At 39.1% G+C, this 23,060-nt stretch carries 12 protein-coding genes and 2 pseudogenes; 10 read left to right on the forward strand and 4 right to left on the reverse strand.

Going from position 1 to position 23,060, the window contains the following annotated elements; all coding sequences use genetic code 11:
* Positions 1-3 precede the first annotated feature (3 nt).
* Positions 4-1,689, reverse strand: coding sequence for a formate--tetrahydrofolate ligase (locus IPM92_05700; GenBank protein ID MBK9107875.1), 1,686 nt, complete (start codon positions 1,687-1,689; stop codon positions 4-6).
* Between the two features lie 18 nt (positions 1,690-1,707).
* Between IPM92_05700 and IPM92_05705 the strand changes: the two are divergent.
* Positions 1,708-2,828, forward strand: a pseudogene (locus tag IPM92_05705) (PD40 domain-containing protein).
* Between the two features lie 30 nt (positions 2,829-2,858).
* Here IPM92_05705 and IPM92_05710 read toward each other — a convergent pair.
* The gene (locus tag IPM92_05710; protein ID MBK9107876.1) at positions 2,859-3,236 is read right to left on the reverse strand and encodes a hypothetical protein; all 378 of its coding nucleotides are present in this window, start codon (positions 3,234-3,236) and stop codon (positions 2,859-2,861) included.
* Positions 3,237-3,359: 123 nt separating this feature from the next.
* A complete protein-coding gene (locus tag IPM92_05715) occupies positions 3,360-4,442 on the reverse strand; it encodes an endonuclease (GenBank protein MBK9107877.1) in 1,083 nt (360 codons plus the stop codon).
* Positions 4,443-4,479: 37 nt separating this feature from the next.
* Between IPM92_05715 and IPM92_05720 the strand changes: the two genes are divergently transcribed.
* The 9 genes and pseudogenes from IPM92_05720 to IPM92_05760 all read left to right on the forward strand — a co-directional run bounded on the left by IPM92_05720 (position 4,480) and on the right by IPM92_05760 (position 21,218).
* Positions 4,480-4,821: an MmcQ/YjbR family DNA-binding protein gene (locus tag IPM92_05720; GenBank protein MBK9107878.1), complete on the forward strand. Its 342-nt coding sequence runs from the start codon at positions 4,480-4,482 to the stop codon at positions 4,819-4,821.
* Entirely contained in the window at positions 4,821-5,882 is a 1,062-nt protein-coding gene (locus IPM92_05725) for an FAD-binding oxidoreductase (GenBank protein ID MBK9107879.1), read from the forward strand. The genes IPM92_05720 and IPM92_05725 overlap by 1 nt, the downstream gene beginning before the upstream one ends.
* Before the next feature lie 132 nt (positions 5,883-6,014).
* Entirely contained in the window at positions 6,015-7,118 is a 1,104-nt protein-coding gene (locus IPM92_05730; GenBank protein ID MBK9107880.1) for a Re/Si-specific NAD(P)(+) transhydrogenase subunit alpha, read from the forward strand.
* Entirely contained in the window at positions 7,118-7,417 is a 300-nt protein-coding gene (locus IPM92_05735) for an NAD(P) transhydrogenase subunit alpha (protein MBK9107881.1), read from the forward strand. Before IPM92_05730 ends, IPM92_05735 begins: the two co-directional genes overlap by 1 nt.
* Positions 7,414-8,825, forward strand: a pseudogene (locus tag IPM92_05740) (NAD(P)(+) transhydrogenase (Re/Si-specific) subunit beta). The gene IPM92_05735 and the pseudogene IPM92_05740 overlap by 4 nt, the downstream one beginning before the upstream one ends.
* Before the next feature lie 496 nt (positions 8,826-9,321).
* A complete protein-coding gene (locus tag IPM92_05745) occupies positions 9,322-9,696 on the forward strand; it encodes a hypothetical protein (GenBank protein ID MBK9107882.1) in 375 nt (124 codons plus the stop codon).
* A gap of 42 nt (positions 9,697-9,738) precedes the next feature.
* The gene (locus tag IPM92_05750; protein ID MBK9107883.1) at positions 9,739-10,797 is read left to right on the forward strand and encodes a hypothetical protein; all 1,059 of its coding nucleotides are present in this window, start codon (positions 9,739-9,741) and stop codon (positions 10,795-10,797) included.
* Positions 10,798-10,802: 5 nt separating this feature from the next.
* Entirely contained in the window at positions 10,803-16,070 is a 5,268-nt protein-coding gene (locus IPM92_05755) for a T9SS type A sorting domain-containing protein (protein ID MBK9107884.1), read from the forward strand.
* 513 nt (positions 16,071-16,583) lie between these two features.
* Complete coding sequence (locus tag IPM92_05760; protein ID MBK9107885.1) at positions 16,584-21,218, forward strand: T9SS type A sorting domain-containing protein; 4,635 nt, start codon at positions 16,584-16,586, stop codon at positions 21,216-21,218.
* Between the two features lie 61 nt (positions 21,219-21,279).
* Here the strand turns inward: IPM92_05760 and sppA are convergent, their stop codons facing one another.
* Positions 21,280-23,058 (reverse strand): signal peptide peptidase SppA, encoded by a 1,779-nt coding sequence (gene sppA / locus IPM92_05765; protein MBK9107886.1) that lies wholly within the window; start codon positions 23,056-23,058, stop codon positions 21,280-21,282.
* Positions 23,059-23,060: the final 2 nt, after the last annotated feature.

Here is a 23,060-nt window from a genome sequence, read left to right on the forward strand (position 1 = left end):
CCATTAAAACAATCCACTGATCACTCCGTTCGCATCAATATCTATTTTTTCTGCAGACGGTTCATCAGGTAAACCTGGCATCCGCATCATTTCTCCGGTGATGGGTACGATAAATCCTGCACCGGCAGCAATTTCGATTTGTCTCACAGTTAAAGTAAAATTGGTAGGACGACCAATGAGATCTGGATTGTCAGATAGTGATTTTTGTGTTTTAGCAATGCAAATAGGAAGATGATTCAAATTTAAACTTTCAATTTTTTTCAAATCTGCTTTGGCTTCTACACTGTATTCTACTTTAGAGGCGCCATATATTTTGCGCGCGACTGCTTCAATTTTATCAATAGGGTGCCAGGAGTTGTCGTAACATGGAATAAAAGGACTGGTCCAGGATTCTGCAAGAGCGGCGACTTTTTCTGCAAGTTCGAGTGCGCCTTCTCCGCCCTTGGCCCAGACTTCAGAGAATACTGCTTGTACTCCTAATTTTTCACAGGAAGTTTTAATGGTTTGTAATTCTTCATCAGTATCAGCTGTAAACCGATTGATAGCAACAATCGCAGGTAAGCCAAATTGTTTTGCATTTTCCAAATGTTTTTCTAAATTTTCACAGCCTTTGCTCACGGCCGCTGCATCCGGTTCTGAAAGCTTTTTCAAAGACTTGCCACCATGATATTTTAATGCACGAACTGTAGCAACGATGACAACAGCATTCGGAGAAATTCCTGCAGTTCTACATTTAATATCTAAAAATTTTTCTGCGCCTAAATCAAATCCAAATCCAGCTTCAGTGACAACATAATCAGATAAGGACATACCTAGTTTTGTTGCAACAATGGTATTGGTTCCCTGTGCAATATTTGCAAATGGGCCTCCATGTATGATGGCTGGATTGCCTTCAAGTGTTTGTACTAAATTGGGTTTGATGGCGTCTTTTAAAAGAGCAGCCATAGCACCTTCTGCTTTGAGATCTCTTGCATAGATGGGTTTTCGATCCCAGGTAAATCCTATAAAAATATTTCCCATCCTTGTTTTTAAATCCATGAGGTCTTTAGCCAAACAAAGGATAGCCATAATCTCTGAGGCTGCTGTAATATCGAAGCCAGTTTCGCGCGGAATGCCATTTCCGGTACCTCCTAATCCAATCGTAATCTTTCGCAACGAACGATCGTTCATATCCATCACTCGTTTCCAGGATATGGTTCTTGGATCAAGTCCGAGGCCGTATTTCTTATTTTGAAGATTGTTGTCGATGAGCGCCGCAAGCAGATTATGTGCTTTTTCTACAGCCGAAAAGTCTCCTGTAAAATGCAGGTTAATATCTTCCATCGGCAAAACTTGTGACCATCCACCTCCAGTAGCACCGCCTTTGATTCCAAATACAGGTCCTAATGATGGTTCTCTAAGGACTACAGTGGTCTTTTTACCAAGTTTATTAAGTCCTTCGGCCAGTCCTATAGAGGTTGTTGTTTTACCTTCACCTGCTGGTGTTGGCGATATAGCAGATACCAATATGAGTTTGCATTTCTTGAGTTTCTGTTCGTCGATAAGCTCCAAAGGAAGTTTTGCTTTGTAGGAGCCGTATAATTGGAGCTGATCCTCATTCAGTTCTAACTTTTGAGCTATTTTTACGATTCCAACGAGCTTTACTGATTGAGCAATATCGATATCAGAGGGGACTTTAACTTGATTCATGATTTAAGATTCAGAAATATGCATATATCAAAAATTACACCAATTGTTCTTTTGGGCATTTTTTTCTTTGCCAGCTGCAAACCAAAGGAAGAACAAAAGCAAGCAGAGAGTACCCCTGCTACTACAGCAATGGATACTGGACGCATTCATTATCCGGAAGAAATTCATCTTAAAAATGTGAAACAATTGACATTTGGAGGAAATAATGCGGAAGCCTATTGGAGTTCTGATGGACAAATGCTGGTCTTCCAGTCAGATAATGCAGCATGGGGCGTTTCCTGCGATCAGATCTTTGTTTTTAATCCTCATACAGACGACCTTTCAAAAAATCCTCCGAAAAGAATTTCTTTGCGAGACGGCCGCACGACCTGTGCTTATTTTATGCCAGGAGATAGTCTGATCATTTTTGCATCCACGCATTCTGATACCATTGGCTGTCCGCACGTTCCTGATCGAAAAAAGGGGGGGAAGTATGTTTGGCCTATTTATAAAACTTATGACATTTATGCGGCAGATTTGAAGGGTAATCTTAAGATTCAATTTACCAATATTGAAGGATATGACGCCGAACCAACGGTCTCCCCAAAAGGCAATAAAATAGTGTATACCGCACTCCGGCAAGGAGATCTGAACTTATGGACCATGGATATCAGCGGCAAAAATAAAAAGCAGGTGACCTTTCTTCCCGGCTATGATGGGGGCGCGTTCTTCTCGCCTGATGGGAACTCTCTTGTGTTTCGCGCATCAAGACCACCTACTTCTGAAAAGCGGATGGAATATTACAATTTATTAGCTCAGGGTCTGGTGGAACCAACTGAAATGGAAATTTTTACCTGCAACATAGATGGAAGTAATTACAAACAGATTACAAAACTCGGGAAAGCCAATTGGGCGCCCTTTTACCATCCTTCAGGTAAAAAGATCATTTTTTCTTCAAATCACGCAAGCGATAGGGGATTCCAATTTAATTTATACATGATCAATGTGGATGGTAAGGGTCTTGAAAAAATTACTTTCGATCCGATTTTTGATTCTTTTCCTATGTTTTCACCGGATGGTAAAAAATTGTTTGGTCATCCAATAGAAATAATGGCGGTACTCATGATACCAACTTATTTATGGCTGATTGGGTAGAATAATTTTTTTCTAAAATTGAAAACGGACTGATTTTAATTTAGATGATCTATATCAAATAACATTCCTTTTTTGGCATCATAGCTGGCCACTCCGGATTGAAGATATAGTTCCTTCTTATAGGGGAATTCTCTGGCATCAATGATATAAACTTTACAACCAATTGCTTTTTGCAATTCTTCATTGCGCTCTTTCCAGCAAAAAGCCAACTCTTCTGTTGTTTCTTCGTAGTCTTTTTTCCACTTATTGGTAAACATCACTTCCAGGTAAATGATTCCATTTCTGAAATTTACCAAACGGCTACACAAACCATGGTTTATTCTATAGACTACATCTGATTTTAAAAGATGCTTGCGATTGATTTCTTTTAAGTTGATTGCCATGGCAATGCATGCACATAAATTGTGCCACATTTAGCAAGAAAATAAAATTTCATAAAATTATTGTATGTATTTAATTGATTAACAATTAAATACGAATAAGTATAATAACTAATATGTAAAAAAGAAGTAAAATAAGAGGCTAAAAACTTTCACCTAAAATTTAAGAACCCGGATTCTTTGGAAGACCTGATGTCGATGACTTAGCACAAGTGTATAATATCCTTTGGGTAAATCTGCTAATGGAAGTTCTGCTTTTGCATGGAGTTGGGATTCAATATTACGCTCAAATTTGAGTTGTCCATTTAAATCAAACAACTGAATATTCAATTCTTGTTTTGATATGTTTGAATTCAAATATAAATTTTGTTGAAATGGATTTGGATAAATAATTTGCTCGGCACTTTCAGAAGTACTCACATGAGTTACCGGAAAACATTCAGCATTAGCTGCACAATAACACCTTCTTGCCAAACTGCAATCCAGCACAAATGGATTTGGTTTTTGATCTTGAAATTGGGCTATTTGCTGACTTCGATTCCATTCCAATGAATCAACGGGATCCTGTAAATGCCAGGAACACAAAATGGGTTTCATGTTTTCGAAAAAAGATACATCTGCCTGCAACTCATACATCGTAAAGAAATAAAAGATGGCTCTAGCTACATTGCCTTTATGATCTTCTCTGGGTTCAAACAAGCCGGAAATGGATTCACTAAATTCGTTTTTGTTGGTGCCGGGAACAAAGCTTTGTGAGATAGATTTATAAAACCATTTGTTTGTCTTTGGATCATCTATTTCTCCGAAAGGATAATTACTTCGGGCTTCATTTACAGCTGCACGAGATGGAAACAAATGATGCATATCTGATTTGGCATTTCCGTTTTCTGCACCTTTGCTTTGTGGGAATGTATGCTCGCAATTGATGCCATTGTCATTTCCGTTTTTTGATAGATATCCTATCGGATCTGAATATTGCGGATCAAGATAAAGTGCGTGTTTGGTATAGACGCATTCTACAGTATCTTTTATATTGTAGATTTCGGTATACATTTTTACACGTGCATTTGCATAATCGAGTACAGTAGCAGGTTTGAAGGAAGAGACCAGTTTTTGAATTAATAAATAACCACTATCTGTTGGAAAGAGTTTTTGTTGTTGGTATTGCCCATTTACAGTTTGACTCCACATCAAAGTAGAGACCAATAACAAAATAAGACTTGCCTTTTGCGAAATCATCGTGTAAATATCGGAATTTTACCTGGATATTTGCCTTATGCATATTGAAGATTTTAGATTGTATTGTCTGAACAAATCATTTGTGACTGAAGAGTTTCCTTTTGGACCAGAAACATTGGTGTATAAAGTAAAAGGTAAAATCTTTGCAATCACTGGATTGAATGAAGTAAGTCTAAAGGTCAATCTGAAATGTGATCCGGAAAAAGCCATTTTACTCAGAGAAAATCATATGGAAGTACAACCGGGTTACCACATGAATAAAAAACACTGGAATACGATAGATTTTGAACGGAATCTCTCTTCGAAAATCCTAAAGGAACTTTTAGATCACTCGTATCAATTGGTGGCCGCATCTCTGCCTGTAAAAGATAGATTTTAATGAGCGCTACAGATTATTTGATCGTCGGTGGCGGAATTGCAGGTTTGGTGTTAGCAGAATCATTTGAGCAATCAGCTCAGGATTTCCTCTTGGTAGACGCTCCACTTCCCGGTAAGGCAACTGCCGTCAGTGCCGGGATGATTAATCCGGTCACAGGTATGCGTTTTGTTTTGAGTTGGAATTATACACAATTGGAGGCCGATTTTTTAGAGTTTTATAAGAGGCTTGAAAATAAATATAAGATTCAATTGTTGTTTGAACATCCAATCTATCAACGCTTATATTTGGAAATGGACTGTAATGCATGGATGGCAAGGTTGGCAGATCCTTATTATGAACCCTATCTATCAAAAGTCGTACGGAAGTTGCCGGCAAATATTGAATCTTTAAAAATGAACAACTACGGTAAAATTGAGAAAGCTTATCGATTACATACAGATACCTTACTAACAGTTGTTAGGAAGTCATTAAATGATTCCGGTAAATTCAGAAACGTAGTTTTTGAGGAGCATGATTTGAAGATCTCCGAAAAACAATTGCAGTGGCGGGATGTTGCCATACATAAGGCGATCATCTTTGCCGAAGGATTTAGGATCAGGGATAATTCATATTTCAATAAAATTCCTCTCATGCCCTTGAAAGGGGATTGCATCATCTTTTATGCAAAAGACTTAAATTGGAATTTTGTACTTAAAGATGCTTATTCCATCATCCCACTTGGCGATCACCAATATTGGTGCGGTTCAAATTTTGAAATGAATGAACTCTCAGTTGAAATAAATCAGAAAGAAATTCAACAGCAATATGAGTTTTTAAAAAATGTGATACCCGTCGAATTTCAAATGCTATCAATGCAGACAGGTATTCGGCCTGCGGTTAAAGACAGAAGACCAGTTTTAGGCAAACACCCCGGGGATCCGCGATTAATAGTATTTAATGGTCTGGGTACCAAAGGTGCTTCATTGGCTCCTTATTGTGCAAAGGTTTTAAGCCAAATGTTATTTGCAGCCGCAGAAATTCCTAAAGAATTGTCGGTTGCGAGATTTTCCAAATATTTTTAAATTCTTTGATCATATCCTTTGAGTTCAAGTTGGTATGTGCCAATGCTTTAGTTCTTTGCTTTTTATTGGCTTAAAATAGTCTTCCTGAATAACTGTTTTAGTTTATTTTTGCACCTTCAAAAAATTAAAGAAATGATTCTTGGTATTCTCAAAGAAAGCAGAGAAGGTGAATTGAGGGTGTCAGGTACACCACAAGTCGTGAAGCAACTTTTGGCAAAAGGTTACTCCGTGCTCGTTGAAAAAGCTGCCGGAGAAGGTTCTGCCTTCAGAGACCAGGATTATGAACAGGCCGGAGCACAAATCATATCAGACCGGAAAACATTGCTTCAAAAAGCAGATGTGGCAATCAAGATCAATCCTCCGAATCAAACTGAAATATCTGAAGGTAAACCGGGCCTGGTTTGGATGTCTCTGCTTTACCACCTGATCCATCCTGAAATTTGTCAAAGTATCGCAAACGCAGGACAATCTGCCATTTCAATGGATGCCATCCCTCGCATTTCAAGAGCACAGAGCATGGATGTCTTGAGCAGCCAAAGCAACCTTGCCGGCTATAAAGCCGTTTTGCTGGGTTCAGACTATATGACCCGGGCTTTCCCATTGATGATGACGGCTGCAGGAACGGTTACGCCCGCAAAGGTTTTGATTTTTGGAGTAGGTGTTGCAGGATTGCAGGCCATTGCCACTGCGAAGCGACTCGGAGCCGTTGTAGAAGCCACAGATGTCAGAGCCGAGACGAAAGAACAGGCAGAGTCACTTGGCGCCAAATTTATTTCCGTGGAAGATAATGGAGTCGTTACAGAAGGGGGCTATGCTAAGGAAGTCACAGCGGAATATTTAGAAAAACAAAAAGCTGCAGTCAATAAATCACTGTTTAACGCCGATCTGGTCATTACGACGGCACTGGTTATGGGTAAAAAAGCTCCAACACTCATCACGGCGGCTCAGGTTGAAAAAATGAAATATGGTTCGGTGATTGTCGATATGGCCGCTGAACAAGGTGGAAATTGTGAATTGACTAAATCGGGCGAAGTCGTGCAGGTCAATGGAGTTCGCATTGTTGGTTTGACCAACTTGCCCTCCAGTCTTGCAACCAATGCGAGTGAACTCTATGCAAAAAATATTTTTAATTTATTAACCCACCTTGCAACTAAAGATGGTTTTGTGGATGATTTTCAGGAAGAAATCACACAGGCCACACGAATTGTACACCAAGGAAAAATAATGAGATCATAATGGGAATACTACAACTGATCAATGAAAATATTGAAATGATCTATATGATCATTCTCATGATATTTGTTGGTATTGAATTGATATCACACGTGCCTTCAGTATTGCATACGCCACTCATGTCGGGTGCTAATGCCATTCATGGAGTAGTGATCATCGGTGCCATCATTGTGATGGGACAGGCGGAAGAAACTTTGCATTTAATACTCGGTTTTATCGCAGTGGTTTTAGGTACTTTAAATGTTGTTGGTGGATTTGTTGTGACCGACAGAATGTTGGAAATGTTTAAGAAGAAAAAATGATGGAACATATACTTGAATTACTGTATTTAATTGCAGCGGTTACATTTATGCTCGGACTTAAAATGCTGAGCAAACCTGATTCAGCGCGCAAAGGGAATACCATTGCTGCAGTCGGAATGACCATTGCCATATTTGCAACCATCTTTTATATCAAAATGATCAGGGCCAACACCTTGGTAATTTATTGTGGATTTTCGTAGCGCTGATCGTTGGTACATTGATAGGTTATATCATGGCGAAAAGAGTACAGATGACGGCCATGCCGCAAATGGTTTCTTTTTTCAATGGAATGGGGGGCGCTTGTGCAGCCATGATTTCACTTATTGAATACGGACATTTAGCCCATGGAAATGGAATGGATAATGCAGAGGCGGTGAGTCAAAAGATCGTCATTATTCTGGCTGGTTTGGTCATTGGTTCAGTATCCTTTGCGGGCAGTATGATTGCATTTGGGAAATTGGAAGGAAAAATAAATGACTTCAGTATAAAAGGTCAGCAATTCATAAATATTGGATTGTTGTTGAGTATTCTGGTTTCTTCCGTTTTGTTCTCCGTTGGACAAATTGAAGGGAGCTTTTGGTTTTATATCATTTTGGGCTTATCCCTGATTTATGGTTTGTTATTCGTTTTTCCAATTGGAGGAGCGGATATGCCGGTTGTGATTTCACTGCTCAATTCATTTACAGGTGTGGCCGCAGCCTGCGGTGGATTTCTTTACGACAACTATGTAATGCTCATCGGAGGAATTCTGGTAGGATCAGCGGGAACCATACTCACGGTGGCCATGTGTAAAGCCATGAACAGGTCATTGACCAATGTTTTGGTGGGCAATTTCGGTGGCGGGGCATCAGGAGGTCCCGGATTGAGCATACATGGCAACATCAAGGAAATTGGAATGTCTGATGCCGCGGTTTTAATGAAATACGCCAAGAAAGTCATTATCGTTCCGGGATACGGCTTGGCTGTTGCCCAGGCACAACACGTTTGCCATGAGATTGAAAATTTGTTGGAAGACGAAGGTGTAATTGTAAAATATGCTATTCATCCCGTAGCGGGACGTATGCCCGGACATATGAACGTTTTACTTGCTGAAAGCAACGTAAGTTATGACAAACTCATTGAGATGGAAGACATCAATCCTGAATTCGCAACCACCGATGTGGTTTTGGTCGTAGGAGCTAATGATGTGGTGAACCCGGCTGCGAAAACAGATCCTGCCAGTCCAATATACGGGATGCCCATTTTGGATGTGGAGGATGCTAAAACCATCATTATCCTCAAAAGATCAATGAAAGCTGGTTATGCCGGTATCGACAATGCCTTATTTTTCGAACCGAAAACATTTATGCTTTTTGGCGATGCTAAAGATTCCCTGACCAAACTGGTCACGGAGATCAAGAACAGCTAATTTTAGATTTACCATACAGCAATTTCAAAGCAGATAAGTCGACTATCCGTCCAAAAGCGAGTGAAATTTTATCTAAGCTCTTCTCGGAAACAAAGATCCGGCATGAATCAAGGGGTCTGACAATGTTATTTAAGACAAATTTTTCTTATTTTACACAGTAGCTTGTAAAGGCCCGTACTTATTACAAATATTTGCATATTTAAGGGTCAGAAAATAAATATTTTATAATTTTTTTTTATTTTATATAGATTTTTTTTGGAAATGTTAAAATGCACTTTACATTTGCATTGGAATGGTTCGAAGGGGCCAGTCCATTAAAATGTATTTTAACCAAAACTTAAGGCGAAAATCTCCGGACGAAGCATCCTGTTGATTTCAGTCATTCAAAATTCGGTATTCATGGTGTAAAGCCATGTAAAACAGCTTGTTATCCTCTGTGGATTGAACTTGAGTTTTGGTTTATATTGTTTGTAAAAAATATTTAAACCATATTCTCATGAAAAGAATTAACATCCTTTTTGTTTCACTTTTTTTGGTTTTAGGACTTCAGGCGCAGTCCGTATTACCTGCTTTAAAGTCGAACGAAATCTCAAATCAGCTGCTCGAAGTTGAATTGACGAATTTAAAAACCGCTTACAATGCAAACCCCACTGCAGACATACATTCGAAGTTGGAATTGTATGAACTGGCCTTTAATTTCCTCAATGAAAAGACCATCATACCTCAAACTACCTCTTATGCAGTGACTTCAGCCTTTTTAAATCATGAAGTGAACCGTTACGGAGCAAATGATACGGAAGCTTTCATGCGCTTTAACCGAAAACATTGGAGGCAGGAATTCCAGGATCTGGTCAATCTCCTAAAAATATAATCCTTCCCATTTATAAACCATTAATAGCCAAAACTCAATCTCATGAAAAATAGCTTATTTGCTGCATCTTTAAAGCAGATCATGCTCATGCTAATCGCATGTTTCGCTTTCTCAAGCGCACATGCCCAGTTTTATACACGTACAAATTGTACAGATCCTTATGTCCAGATTCAAGGGCAAGCTGGGACGACCTTAGTAGGTCGTGGCGATGACGTTTTTTTTACTGTGAATCTGCCATTTACCTTTAATTATTATTGTGTAAATTACACGAATATAAAAGTAAGTAACAACGGTTTTATAGTGCTTCCTAGTACGGGAACTACAAGAGCGTTGACAAATACTGCACTTCCTACGGCAGCTACACAAATAGGTGCTGCCATGTATCCTTTTTGGGATGACCTGGATTCAGGTGCCGGAACATTGCCATCTGCCAACTCTGGTATATACTCTAGGACAGATGGTATTGCGCCGAATAGAATTTTCACAATAGAATGGTTTGAAAATGGTCACTTTAACGAAGTTTCCGGTCAGCATGTAACCTTTCAGGTGAAACTTTATGAAACCAGCAATCAGTTTAAATTTCAATATTTGGATGTATTTTTTGGTGGTACGCAGGTTGCATTTGACAGAGGATTAAGCGCGACTGTAGGTTTTGAAAATATAGTTGCTACGCCTCGTGAAAATTCACAGTTAAGCTTTAATACTTCGTTTTTAAATAATGGAGATTGCTTTTTATTCACACCTCCTCCGCCCGCATGCCCTGGGTTCTCCATGCCAAACATTACAGTTAGTATGGCTCCCGGAACTTGCGAAGCAAATGTCAATTTGAATGATTACATATCTCCAAGGGGATGTACTGCTGTTTTCGATCCTCCAGGTCCCACTTTCAGAGGTGGCGTTACAACTGTGACTGCAAAAAATGGTTGTATTACTATAACTTTTACAGTAACAGTCAGAGATCTTGAACCTCCGGTTATTATTGGTTGCCCTAAAGCAGTTATACTAAATTTGGGACCCGGTGAGTGTGAAGCTTCTTGGGACGCACCTCCATTAATGGCTATGGACAACTGTTCAGGGACCAATTTCGGGGAGCCAAAATGACTTCCATGGGTTGCCCATTAGGTGCAAATAACTTTTTGACTGCAGGCGGTTTGTATATAGGTTTAATGTTTAATATTCGGAACGCAAGTGCGATGAACATGGGCGTAACAGGTTTGAGCTTTATGCCTCATAATGGAGTAGGAAATTTATATAGAATATATGCTACAACTGCACCAGGTAACTGGCAGCCGGTAGCAAACAATGCTGCTGCCTGGACACAGGTTGCTGGGGATATGGTCAAAATTGGGCAGTCTACTTTCCCACCACCTATTCCAAGGTTGTTAACTCAGTTTGATTTTACAACTCCAGTTATCCTGACACCGGGAGAAAGAAGGGGTATTGCCATTTATGGTGCTCTGCCTGGAGTTTCTCAGTATTATGTAAATGCAATTGCTCCCTGCTCAACAGTTGAGCAAGGTGATGCTAACTTGAAGATTGATTTGGTAGGAGGTCTTGTACAATATGGAACGACTTGGTTCCAGGTATCAGGTACTTTCGCTGGAAGAATGTTTAATGGTAATGTGGATTACGTATTTGGAAATGGCATGATAGATGTCGTTCAAACTTGCGGAGCGCCATATGGTCCGGGTACATATTTCCCGATTGGTTGTACAACTTTGTGTTATTCTGCTACAGATGCCCAAGGAAATGTTGCCACTTGCCAGTTTGATGTTTGTGTAAACGAATATGCTAATACAGTAACACAATTGGCTTGTAATGATGAAATTCAAATAAGTCTGGATGAAGATTGCTTTGCTACTATTTCTGCTGATGAAGTATTGACAGGTGGCCCTTACAGATGTTATGATGATTATATAGTTGAGATCAGAGATTGGATTACAAATGCCTTGGTCGACAGACAAACTAATGTACCAGGAGCTCAGGTTGGCAATCAGGACATTGGCAGAGAATTGAAACTGACTGTTCGCGATCCACTGACAGGTAACACTTGTTGGGGTCACGCTACTGTAGAAGATAAATTAGCTCCAATCCTGGCTTGTCCGGCAGATACTTGCGTACCTTGTTATTCAGCAACTGCTCCAAGCTTCACAGGATCTCCTGTTGTTGATGAAAATTGTGGATCTTATACGCTTACTTATAAGGACAACATCACCTACATCGGTTGTGCTGGTGGATTTGACCGCATCATCACAAGAACTTTTACAGCTATAGATCCTTGGGGAAACAGAGGTACCTGTATTCAGGATATTTCTGTGAGCCTTGGAACGCTTACTGATATTGATGTTCCATTGAGCTGGGATAATATCGAAAATCCAATGTTATCATGTGATGGTAAAATCTACGATAAAGATGTTACTCCGCACTACTTACCTAACCCATATTGCGTGGATGGTTATTTACTTGATTCCGCACATTGGTTTGCCACAGGTGGTTTCTTGCCAAGCCCCGCCGGTGATTTAGCAGGCGAGCGTTTGCCAAAAGTATTGGGTTGGAATTGTTTGGATTCAGGTCCTTATCAAGGTCACCCAAGTCCATATCCAATTTATTATCCTGCGCACCCTAGCTGGAGATCAACAAATCCGGTTTGTTGGGGACCAGATGAAATTGTAATGTGGCACGGAACAGGTTATCCCGGTGGTGCTAATTGCAGAAATCTATCAGTGAATTATGTGGATATCGTTATTGATATTCAAACATCAAATTGCGACGCAGGTCCGGTTGGTTGTTATAAATTATTAAGAAAATGGACAGTCTTGGATTGGTGTACTAGCGTGATTGGCGGAACAAACCAAATCATAAAAGTTGCTGATTCCGAAGGTCCTAAAGTTTTATACCCTGATACCGTTATTGTTAATATGGAAGTATGGACATGTACCGGTCGTTGGGAAGTTCCACCAGCATGGTTGGTTGATAATTGCAGCAATGAAATTCACTATACAGTTGAAGTTGAAAACGGAACTGTTTTAGGAAATGAAACATCAGGTTATGTTGTGGTGGATATGCCTATGGGAATCCAGGAAGGCTACATCATTGCTGAAGATTGCTGTGGAAATATTACCAAGAAAAGATTGGCATTGAACGTACAAGACAATGTGCCACCGATTGCAGTTTGCGAACAAAGAACGGTTGTATCTATTAATGGAAATCAGTCTCCTGGAGAAAATTTTGCAAAAGTATTTGCAGAGTCTTTCGATCAGGGAAGTTTTGACAATTGCGCTCCACACATATTCTTTAAAGTGATTCGCATGAATCATTTGAGAGGAACCAATAATGGTAGCAACGCAAACCAGGCAGATGATGGTACCAATTGTGCCGGAATCAATGGTGATGACAATGCAATCCTCGATGGAAACCAAATTTACTTCGATGACCATGTTAAATTCTGCTGTTCAGATGTTGGACAAACAGTAATGGTTGTCTTCCGCGTATTTGATCGCGAAACAGGCGACGGACCCATTGCTCCATCAAGAATGAACCCAGGTGGAAACTTATTCAACCGCTTCAGTGATTGTATGGTTGAAGTTGAAGTTCAGGATAAGAGCATACCTACAGTAGTTGCTCCGCCGAATATCGTGGTGAGCTGCTGGTTCTGGTTTGATGTTGACAATTTAGATGATCCTAACGATCCTACTTTCGGTAGAGTTGTTACTGATTTGACAAATAGAAAGAAAGTCGTAACTAATGACTTAGTATGTTATAACTATTGCGTAAGAAATGATATCACTGGTTACCCAGGATTCGTACCTGGTGCACCACCTTCAAATCCACCAGCTTGGAACAGAGCTTGTGAATACTATCGTTCATTATTTGACACAGCTCACGCTGATAGAAAACATGAATTAACTTGGGGATTTGATGGATACGTTCTTAGCGCATGCGGAAACAATCCTACGATCAGTGTAAATGACAATCGCGAATGCGGTCAGGGACAATTAACCAGAACTGTAGTTGCACGCGGACCTAACGGTATCAGCGTAACAGCTACTCAGACCATCTGGGTTGTTGACTGTGATCCATTCTATATCAATCGTGCAGACAATTGCGATCCTGATGATGATATTACCTGGCCAGGTAACTGTACAGGTCAAGCTACAACCATCGCTGGTTGTGGTGCAAACATCAGCCCTGATAATCCTTTATTAGGAAGACCAGTTGTTGAAAATGGTGCAGATGATCTTTGTGCATTGATCAGCATTGAGCATTTTGACGAAATTTTTACTATTGAGCCAGATGCATGCTTTAAAATACTGCGTAAATGGGTTGTAATTGACTGGTGTCAGTACGATCCTAGTTTAGATCCAATCAACGGAAGATGGGAGTATTTACAAATCATCAAAGTAACGGATACAGATAAACCTGTTGTTACGATCACTGTTGGAGATTGTGAGCCTGCCACTAAAACAAATGGAATTTGCTATGGACATTTGAACATTACTGCTGATGCAACAGATAACTGTAGCCCATTAGATTGGTTATTCTATGAGTATAAGATCGATTTCTTTAACGATGGGAAAGGTGCATATTCCGGTAAAGATGCCGTTGTAGGTCCATTAACGCGTAAAGAATTTGCTGCTGGTCGTACACCATTGTTCCATGATAATCCTTATGCAGACAATGAAAATGATCCATTCAGTGCAAGTGGTACTTACCCGGTAGGTATACACAATATTTGCTGGCACGTTGAAGACGGTTGTGGAAATGTTGGTATTACTTGTCAGTTGTTCGAAGTGAAGGACTGCAAAGCACCAACTCCATACTGTTTGACAGGTGTTATTACCGTACCTATGCCATCTAGTGGTTGTGTTACTGTTTGGGCTAAAGACCTTGACAGAGGTAGCTTCGACAATTGCACAGATGCAGATGACTTATTATTCTACTTCGACGGAGATCCTACAAAAACTGGAATCACTATCTGTTGTTCAGATTTCGTAGCAGCAGGTGCTAATGATGAATTAGTAGTAGATGTTCAAATGTGGGTTCAAGATGAAGAAGGCAATACAGATTATTGTAAAACAGTAGTTATCGTTCAGGATAATCAGGATATCTGTCCAAATACAGGTTCGTTCAACGGAAGAATTTCAGGTAATCTGAAAACTGAGAACGATGATGAAATGGAATTATCTAATGTTCAATTATATGTTTCTGCAAACATGAAGCGTGAATTGATGACAACAAACGCTGGACAGTATTTATTTGGTGATTTAGAGCCAAATAGTTATAATGTAAAAGTCAGCAGAAATGATGACCATGTGAATGGTGTAAGTACTGCAGACATCGTTAAGATTCAGCGCCATATTCTCGGAATTGAAACATTAAATACACCATACAGATTGATAGCTGCTGATGTGAACAATAGTTCAAGTATTACAGCATCTGATGTTACTGAAATTAGAAAACTGGTATTAGGTGTTGCAAGTGAATTTAGTAAAGTTCAGTCTTGGACATTTATACCTAAGTCATTTGTATTCCCGAACCCAACACTTCCATGGAATGGTACACCACGAGAAGCCGGAGTTACAATTGTAAACGATGAAAAACACATTGCTGATTTCGTTGCTGTTAAAATGGGAGATGTTACCAATAATGCAAGGGGCCATAATGTAGCTGGAAGTAGCACTAGAAGTAATGGTAAATTGAATCTTGAAGTAGAAAACAACACAACTGTTGCAGGCGAACTGTACAAAGTTGAATTCAAATCAAGCAACTTCACAAATATCTCTGGTTACCAGTTTACTTTGAGATTTGACCGTCAGGCATTGACATTCGAAGGAATCGAAGCAGGTGTTTTAAATGTTGATGAAAGCAACTTTGGAAATAACCGCATCCAGGAAGGCATTTTAACTACGAGCTGGAATAACAAAGTAGCTCAAAGTATAGATGCAGATGCTACCTTGTTTACAGTTGTGTTCCGTGCAAGCAATCAGGCTAGTATTGGCAACTTGTTGGCAATCACTTCTGATGTTACAGCGGCAGAAGCTTATGATGCATCATTGAATATCAAAGATGTTAACTTAGGTGTACGCACAGAAAGAGGAGTTGTAGAATCTGGTGTATTCGAATTATATCAGAACTCTCCAAATCCATTCGCTAAGGAGACCGTAGTAAGTTACCGTTTACCAGAAGCTGGAGCTGTTAAACTGAGCATCTATGACGTAACCGGCAAAGTATTGAGAGTATATGAAACACAGGGCACAAAAGGCTTAAATACCATCAAGGTACAGAAGTCTGAATTGAATGCCAGTGGAGTATTGTATTATCAGTTGGATGCTACCAATCATACGGCCACGAAGAGGATGGTTATTTTGGATTAATGAACTAAATAACTTAGCATAAGTAAATGGGGATCACTAACATGATCCCCATTTTTTTTGACATTGGCACAGTTTTGGTAATATTATTATGGAATTCCATACTCGGATTCTCTTTTCATAAAATCCTACCCTTATTGGTAAGTCATTACCATCAATAAATATTTAATTTGATTCAACCCTTAGCTAAAAAAATAGCAGGGGGTTAAATATTTTACAGCTTTAAGATCAATACTCTTAAATATGGCTGTAAAATAAATATCATCAATTGCTTGACGACTTATTCCAAATGATAGATTATTGTGTTGTCGCTATAAGGATTCTAAAGGCATTGTAGATGTAATTATTGCATTCATACAAGACCCATCAGAATAGTAACACCCAATTTTTATAACCACAGCTCATACTTTATTTGTAACCACTCAGTACTCAACTGTCCTGGCAACGGCTATGCTGTTGTTTCGGACAAGATGAAGCAATTTTTTAATGAAGAGTACAATAACAAATTCCAAGAGTATGATTAGACTATGCTTACTTAATTTGAGAAGACAGTTTCAAAAGAATTGTCTGATGCCTATGGCGGCTTTGTTTGTCGTGTTGCAAGTCAATGCAGCAAATGAGCCAAAGGACCAGGCCCTTGTTTCACAAATGGTGTGTCATGACCACATACAGGTGAGTTTGGATGAAAATTGCCAGGCAACAGTGTTGCCACAGCATTTGCTGGAGCAGTTTGGATTCAACTTTCTGTATGAAGTCACTGCGAGGGACTGGGAAACGAATAAACTTGTGGACGAAGATCCTGTTGCACCTTATTTACAATTAGGTGCTGCTCAAATAGGAAGATGTCTGCGAGTAACAATTCGCGAAATTTCAACAGGGAATTCCTGTTGGGGAAAAGTGTGTGTGGAGGATAAACTACCTCCAAGATTAGATTGTCCAAGAGATCTGAGTATCGAATGTTTTGAGAGTACAGATCCAGCATTTACAGGGACTCCGTCTGTTTTTGAAAGATGTAGCGGTTATACACTTACGTATAAAGACGTAGTGAGTAAAGGTTCTTGTATTAGCGGATATGATAGAATCATTACCCGTTATTTTATTGCAGTTGATGGTTCCGGAAACAGAGATACTTGTATTCAAACGATTACGGTTGAATTAGGTGATTTGAACAATCTTACCTATCCTTTAAATTATGATGGCCTGGTTTTACCTGGTCATACATATGCATTGAGTTGTGATGGAAAATACAATCCTTCTAAAAATGTTTCTTCACATATTTTGCCTTATCCACAATGTGTAGATGGATATTTAATTGATTCGGCAATTTTCATTGGTTCGGGTGCAAGAGTTCCTAAGAAATTAGGATGGAATTGTATAGCTACCGGACCTTATGAAGGCCATCCAAATCCACATCCGATATTCTACCCGGCGAATGGCGCTTGTTGGGGAGATAACGATATCATTATGTGGGAAGGTACTGGTGAACCGGGCAATTCTGGATGTTCCAATATAGCAGTAACATTTCGCGATATACGAATTGATATCACCAAACCAGGTTGTGATGCTGGGCCCGTTGGTTGTTATAAATTACTTCGGGTTTGGACATTATTGAATTGGTGTACTGGAGAAGTCAAAGACACAAATCAAATTATTAAAGTCATGGACTTGGTTCCACCTACAGTCCTTTACCCTGACAGCCTTGTAATCAATACAGACCCTTGGAGATGCGAAGGTCGCTGGGATGTTGCTCCAGCATGGGTTATTGATAATTGTTCAAATGACATCCGTTACTCAATAAGAGTAGAGAGCGGAACAGTTTTGGGCAGTGATGTTCAAGGTTATGTCGTGGTAAATCTTCCTCTTGGTATCCAAAACGCTTACATTGTTGCAGAGGACTGCTGCGGTAATATTACCGAGAGAAGAGTTGTCCTTGATGTACAAGACAATACTCCTCCAACTGCAGTTTGTGATCAAAAAACTGTAGTAACAATTTCTGGCTCTCAAAGCCCAGGTGACAATACTGCAAAAGTATTTGCATCAACTTTTGATGATGGTTCATTCGATAATTGCAATCCGCATTTATTTTATAAAGTGATCCGAATGGATGAACTTTTAGGAACCAACAATGGAAGCGAAGGGAACAACATACAAACTTGTAACGGTACTAATGGAGATGATGATGCTCGTTTAAACGGCCATCAGATTTACTTTGATGATTTTGTTAAATTCTGCTGTGCAGATGCCGGAAAATCAATAATGGTAGTTTTTCGAGTTTATGACCGCGATCCTGGAACAGGTCCTGTTCACCCAGGTAGAATGAATCAAGGTGGTGATTTATTTGGACGATTTTCAGACTGTATGGTCGAAGTTGAAGTTCAAGATAAAAGTATTCCAACCGTAGTTGCACCTCCTGATATAGTAGTGAGTTGTATGTTTTGGTTTGATATTGATGCTATTAAAAATCCAAACAACGATGTGTTTGGTAAAATTGTCAGTGATCTGGCATTAAGGGCAAAAGTAAAAACCACGGATATGGTTTGTAGCCAGTATTGTGATGCTAACCACATTACGGGATACCCCGGTTACATTCCTGTAACTCCTCCTAATCCAATTCCTGCATCAACGAATGCATGCAATTATTATAACAGTTACTTTAATCCTGCACATCCAAATAATAAATATGAATTGGTGTGGGGTTTTGATGGCTATATCCTAGCTTCATGCAGTGCAAATCCAAATATTGAAGTTCGAGATTTACGTGAATGCGGACAGGGAAGGATATTGCGCGATATTTCTGTAAATGGTCCTAATGGCCAGGTGATAACTGCAACGCAAACGATCTGGGTGGTGAATTGTGATCCATTCTATGTGAACAGAGCAAATTTCTGTGATGACAATGACGATATCGTATGGCCGGATTGCCAGGGAAATGGTACCTATATACAAGGATGTGGAGCTGATATCAGCCCAGAAAATCCTTTACTTGGTAAACCTTATGTGGTGTCTGGTGCAAGAAACCAATGTAGTCTGATTGCTATTGAGCATTTTGATGAAGTGTTTACGATAGAACCTGATGCATGTTTTAAAATACTGAGAAAATGGGTAGTAATTGATTGGTGTCAATATGATCCAAATTATTCTGCTGAAAATGGAAGATGGGAGTTTACCCAAATTATCAAAGTTCGTGATTTAGATAAACCTGTTGTAGGTATAAGTATCGGACAATGTGAGCCAGCTGAAAAGACAAATGGTATTTGTTATGGTCACCTGAGCATTACACCGGAAGTTACTGATAACTGTACTCCTGAGGATTGGTTGAATTTTGAGTACAAAATCGACTTGTACAATGATGGAAATGGAAGCCACTCTGGAAATGATTTAGCAGTTGGTCCTTTAACTAAAAAAGAATTTGCTGCAGGTCGCACTCCATTATTTAATGACAATCCATACGCAGATGACAATAACAATCCATTTGAAGCTTCTGGTACTTATCCTGAAGGCGTACATAAAATTTGCTACTATGTAGAAGATGGATGCGGAAATCTTGGAACATTTTGCACGTTATTCGAAATCAAAGATTGTAAAGCTCCAACTCCTTATTGTTTAACTGGAATCATAACAGTTCCAATGCCAACAACCGGCTGTGTAGACATTTGGGCTAAAGACCTTGATTTTAACAGCTTTGACAATTGTACACCAAAGAATAAATTGAAATTTTATTTTGATGGTGATACATCCAAGAGAAGTATACGCGTATGTTGTGATGATTTTGTTGCTAAACAAAAAGCGGATGAACTTACCATTGAAGTTCAAATGTGGGTTGAAGACGAAGAAGGCAATAAAGACTATTGTACAACTGTAGTTATCGTACAAGATAATCAAAACATTTGTCCGAATCCGCCGACTTTAAATTCAGGCAACGTCAATGGATTTGTAAAAACAGAAAATGGAGAATTCACAGCAAAAGCTGCAGTGGAACTCTATAATGCAAATGCATTGGTAAGACAATCAACAACCAATAACACGGGTAATTATCTCTTTGGAGATTTGAGCTTGAATGCTAACTATAACATCAAATCCAGAAGATTGGATGATGCTGCAAATGGTGTAACAACTGCAGATATCGTTAAAATTCAACGCCACATATTAGGTATGGAATTATTAAGCAGCCCATATAAAATGATTGCTGCGGATGTTAATAAGACCTATTCTGTGACTGCTGCTGACATCTCTGAAATTCGTAAATTGATTCTTGGTGTGAATGCAGAATTTCCTAAAGTGAGTTCATGGTTGATGATTCCTTCAGATTTTACATTTAGCAATCCACAACAACCATGGGATTTTCCAACGGAGAAAAATTTTGTTACTTTAAACCCATCTACCAAAGTTGATTTTATTGCAGTCAAAATGGGAGACGTTAACAATTCAGCTTCTGCCAGTGGTTTGTTGAATGCTTCAGGTCGTTCAGATGCATTGAATTTATTCATTGACGAAAAGGAATTGATTGCAGGAGAATCCTATCAAATGGATATTAAAGCTACTGATTTTCATCAGATAAGCGGCATGCAGATGACATTCCAATTCGATGACAAAGTAATTGCTTTTGAATCTTATGCTTCTGGTGCAATTCGTCTTGATGATGCAAATTTTGGATTCCAGAGCATTGATAAAGGATTGTTGGCCATGAGCTGGAATGATCAAAAAGCAACAACGGCTACTCAAAATGAAGTCTTGTTCAGTTTGAAATTCATAGTTTTGGCAAATGCGAAAGCTGGTTCAGCAATTGCATTGAACAATACAATCACACGCATTGAAGCGTATGACCTTGGTTTAAATGTGAAGGATATTCAATTAAGTGCACGTTCCGGAAATGTACAAACACAAACTACTGTGTTTGAACTATACCAGAATACACCTAATCCATTTGACAAGGAAACAACAATAAGCTTTAAATTGAATGAATCAACAGATGCGCAACTTAGTATCTATGATGTAACTGGTAAAGTAATTTATCTCAATCAATTAAAAGCGCACAAAGGTTTGAACTCAATCAAAGTTCAAAAATCCGATCTTCCAGGTGCTGGTATTTATTACTATCAACTGGATGCTGCCGACCGTACTGCAACGAAGCGTATGGTGATACTTGACTAAGCGATTAGCAGTTTAATAAGAAAATGAAAAGTCTCCATTCATAAAGAATGGAGACTTTTTTTTATTGTTGTAACCACAATGGAAGCCTCATCTGGGCCTTACCCGATGATTTTTCTAAATCATTTAGATTTTTATAAACGGGCCCCCATTTGCCTAATTCTTTTTGAATTTGGCGATTTGTAATTTTTGTTTCAATTTCTTTGTTTCCCTGAAGTTCATCCATGAATTTTTGGATCGGATCTTTTTGAGTAGGGAACTCACTGACTCTGAATTTTTCAACACTTGCCATCCTTGCGGCGAGCACTATTGCATCCTGAAGGGATCCAGTCATATTTGCTAAATTCAATTGAACAGCTCTGGTGCCGCTCCATATTCTGCCTTTTGCAATCTTGCGGGCATCATCGATACTAATGTTTCTGCCCTCTGATACGATATTGAGAAATCGATTATAGACGTTTTCAATATTTTCTTCCATGATCTTTTTCTCGATGCTTCCCCATGGAAATGTTAGTTGGAATGCATTAGAATATGCACCGGTTCCAACAGTATCAAAATCAATACCTATTTTGTCTCCTGATAATTTCGCCATGTTGGGGATGAGTGCAAATACGCCTATTGAACCAGTTAAGGTATAGGGATTCGTGATGATGGTATCCGCAAAACTGGAGATATAATATCCACCTGAAGCGGCATAATCGCCCATTGATACCACTACCGGTTTTCCTGATTGTTTGATTAATTTTATTTCCTGCAGAAAATCATCGCTCATGATTGCAGAACCTCCGGGTGAATTCACGCGAAGAACTACTGCCTTGAAACTTGAAGTTTTGCGGATGTCGCGAAGAACGTTTAGATATTTTCTGCCTATTTCTCCTTCTTCGCCATATTCATCATTAATGCTTCCTTCTGCAAAAACCAATGCAATCCTGTTGGAACTTGAATAATCTTCATCATCATCTTTTTTTGATTCAAAGTATTTATTTAATGAAATGAAATTAATTTTGGCAGCGTCGTCAAGGCTCAGTTTTGTACGTATGGCCTGATAGGCATCAGATTCATTTGACAACATGTCAATCAACTTATGTTCTTTAGCTTTGTCCGGGGAATAACTAAGAAATTGATCGAAATTATTTCTTAAAGTTTCAAAACTAATATTTCTTGATGCGGCTATTTCTTGAGTGTAATAGTTGAATATTTCATTTTGGTATTCACGTAGCTGAACCCGGTTACTATCGCTCATTTTATTCATTCGGAAGGGCTCTGTAGCACTTTTGAAATCGCCGGCATAGTAGATGTTAAAATCCATACCGATTTTGTCGGTAAATTCTTTGTAATGCGGGATGGAATAACTAAACCCTTTTAAATCAACAAAACCAATGGGATGAAGATGGATTTCATCGGCAACTGAGGCCAGGTAGTAGCTTTTGTGATCTAAAAATAAGTGGTAACTTAAAATAAACTTGCCGCTTTCTTTGAATTTTAAAAGCGCATCCCTGATTTCTTTGAGGGTCGCATAGCCGTTTGCAGAGGAATTGATATTCATATATATTCCTTTGATTTTTGAATCTTTGCCGGCCTTTTCTATGGTTTTAACCAAATCCCTGAGTCCTATAGTTCCTTCGTTATTGAGGGAAAAACCACTCAGCGGAATATTGTTACTTTGTTCAGGAATGGGTTCCTGAAATTCAAATTTCAGAACTGTAGAATCAGTGATATCAACACCTGATTTTTCACCGGCGATGATCCCTGCGCCAATTGCAGTAAAGATCAATATAACTGCAATCAGCGCCAAAATTGTTCCCAGACAAGAAGAAAAAACGTTAGAGAAAAATGATTTCATAA

The organism is Saprospiraceae bacterium, from assembly GCA_016719615.1.
Taxonomy (GTDB): domain Bacteria; phylum Bacteroidota; class Bacteroidia; order Chitinophagales; family Saprospiraceae; genus Vicinibacter.

Excerpts from the sequence above, each read along its gene's own strand:
- IPM92_05720 (MBK9107878.1), top strand. The coding sequence starts at position 4,480 with ATGCATATTGAAGATTTTAGATTGTATTGTCTGAACAAATCATTTGTG.
- IPM92_05745 (MBK9107882.1), top strand. The coding sequence starts at position 9,322 with ATGAAAAGAATTAACATCCTTTTTGTTTCACTTTTTTTGGTTTTAGGA.
- IPM92_05715 (MBK9107877.1), bottom strand. The coding sequence starts at position 4,442 with ATGATTTCGCAAAAGGCAAGTCTTATTTTGTTATTGGTCTCTACTTTG.
- sppA (MBK9107886.1), bottom strand. The coding sequence starts at position 23,058 with ATGAAATCATTTTTCTCTAACGTTTTTTCTTCTTGTCTGGGAACAATT.
- IPM92_05750 (MBK9107883.1), top strand. The coding sequence starts at position 9,739 with ATGAAAAATAGCTTATTTGCTGCATCTTTAAAGCAGATCATGCTCATG.
- IPM92_05760 (MBK9107885.1), top strand. The coding sequence starts at position 16,584 with ATGATTAGACTATGCTTACTTAATTTGAGAAGACAGTTTCAAAAGAAT.
- IPM92_05755 (MBK9107884.1), top strand. The coding sequence starts at position 10,803 with ATGGGTTGCCCATTAGGTGCAAATAACTTTTTGACTGCAGGCGGTTTG.
- IPM92_05735 (MBK9107881.1), top strand. The coding sequence starts at position 7,118 with ATGGGAATACTACAACTGATCAATGAAAATATTGAAATGATCTATATG.
- IPM92_05700 (MBK9107875.1), bottom strand. The coding sequence starts at position 1,689 with ATGAATCAAGTTAAAGTCCCCTCTGATATCGATATTGCTCAATCAGTA.
- IPM92_05730 (MBK9107880.1), top strand. The coding sequence starts at position 6,015 with ATGATTCTTGGTATTCTCAAAGAAAGCAGAGAAGGTGAATTGAGGGTG.
- IPM92_05725 (MBK9107879.1), top strand. The coding sequence starts at position 4,821 with ATGAGCGCTACAGATTATTTGATCGTCGGTGGCGGAATTGCAGGTTTG.
- IPM92_05710 (MBK9107876.1), bottom strand. The coding sequence starts at position 3,236 with ATGTGGCACAATTTATGTGCATGCATTGCCATGGCAATCAACTTAAAA.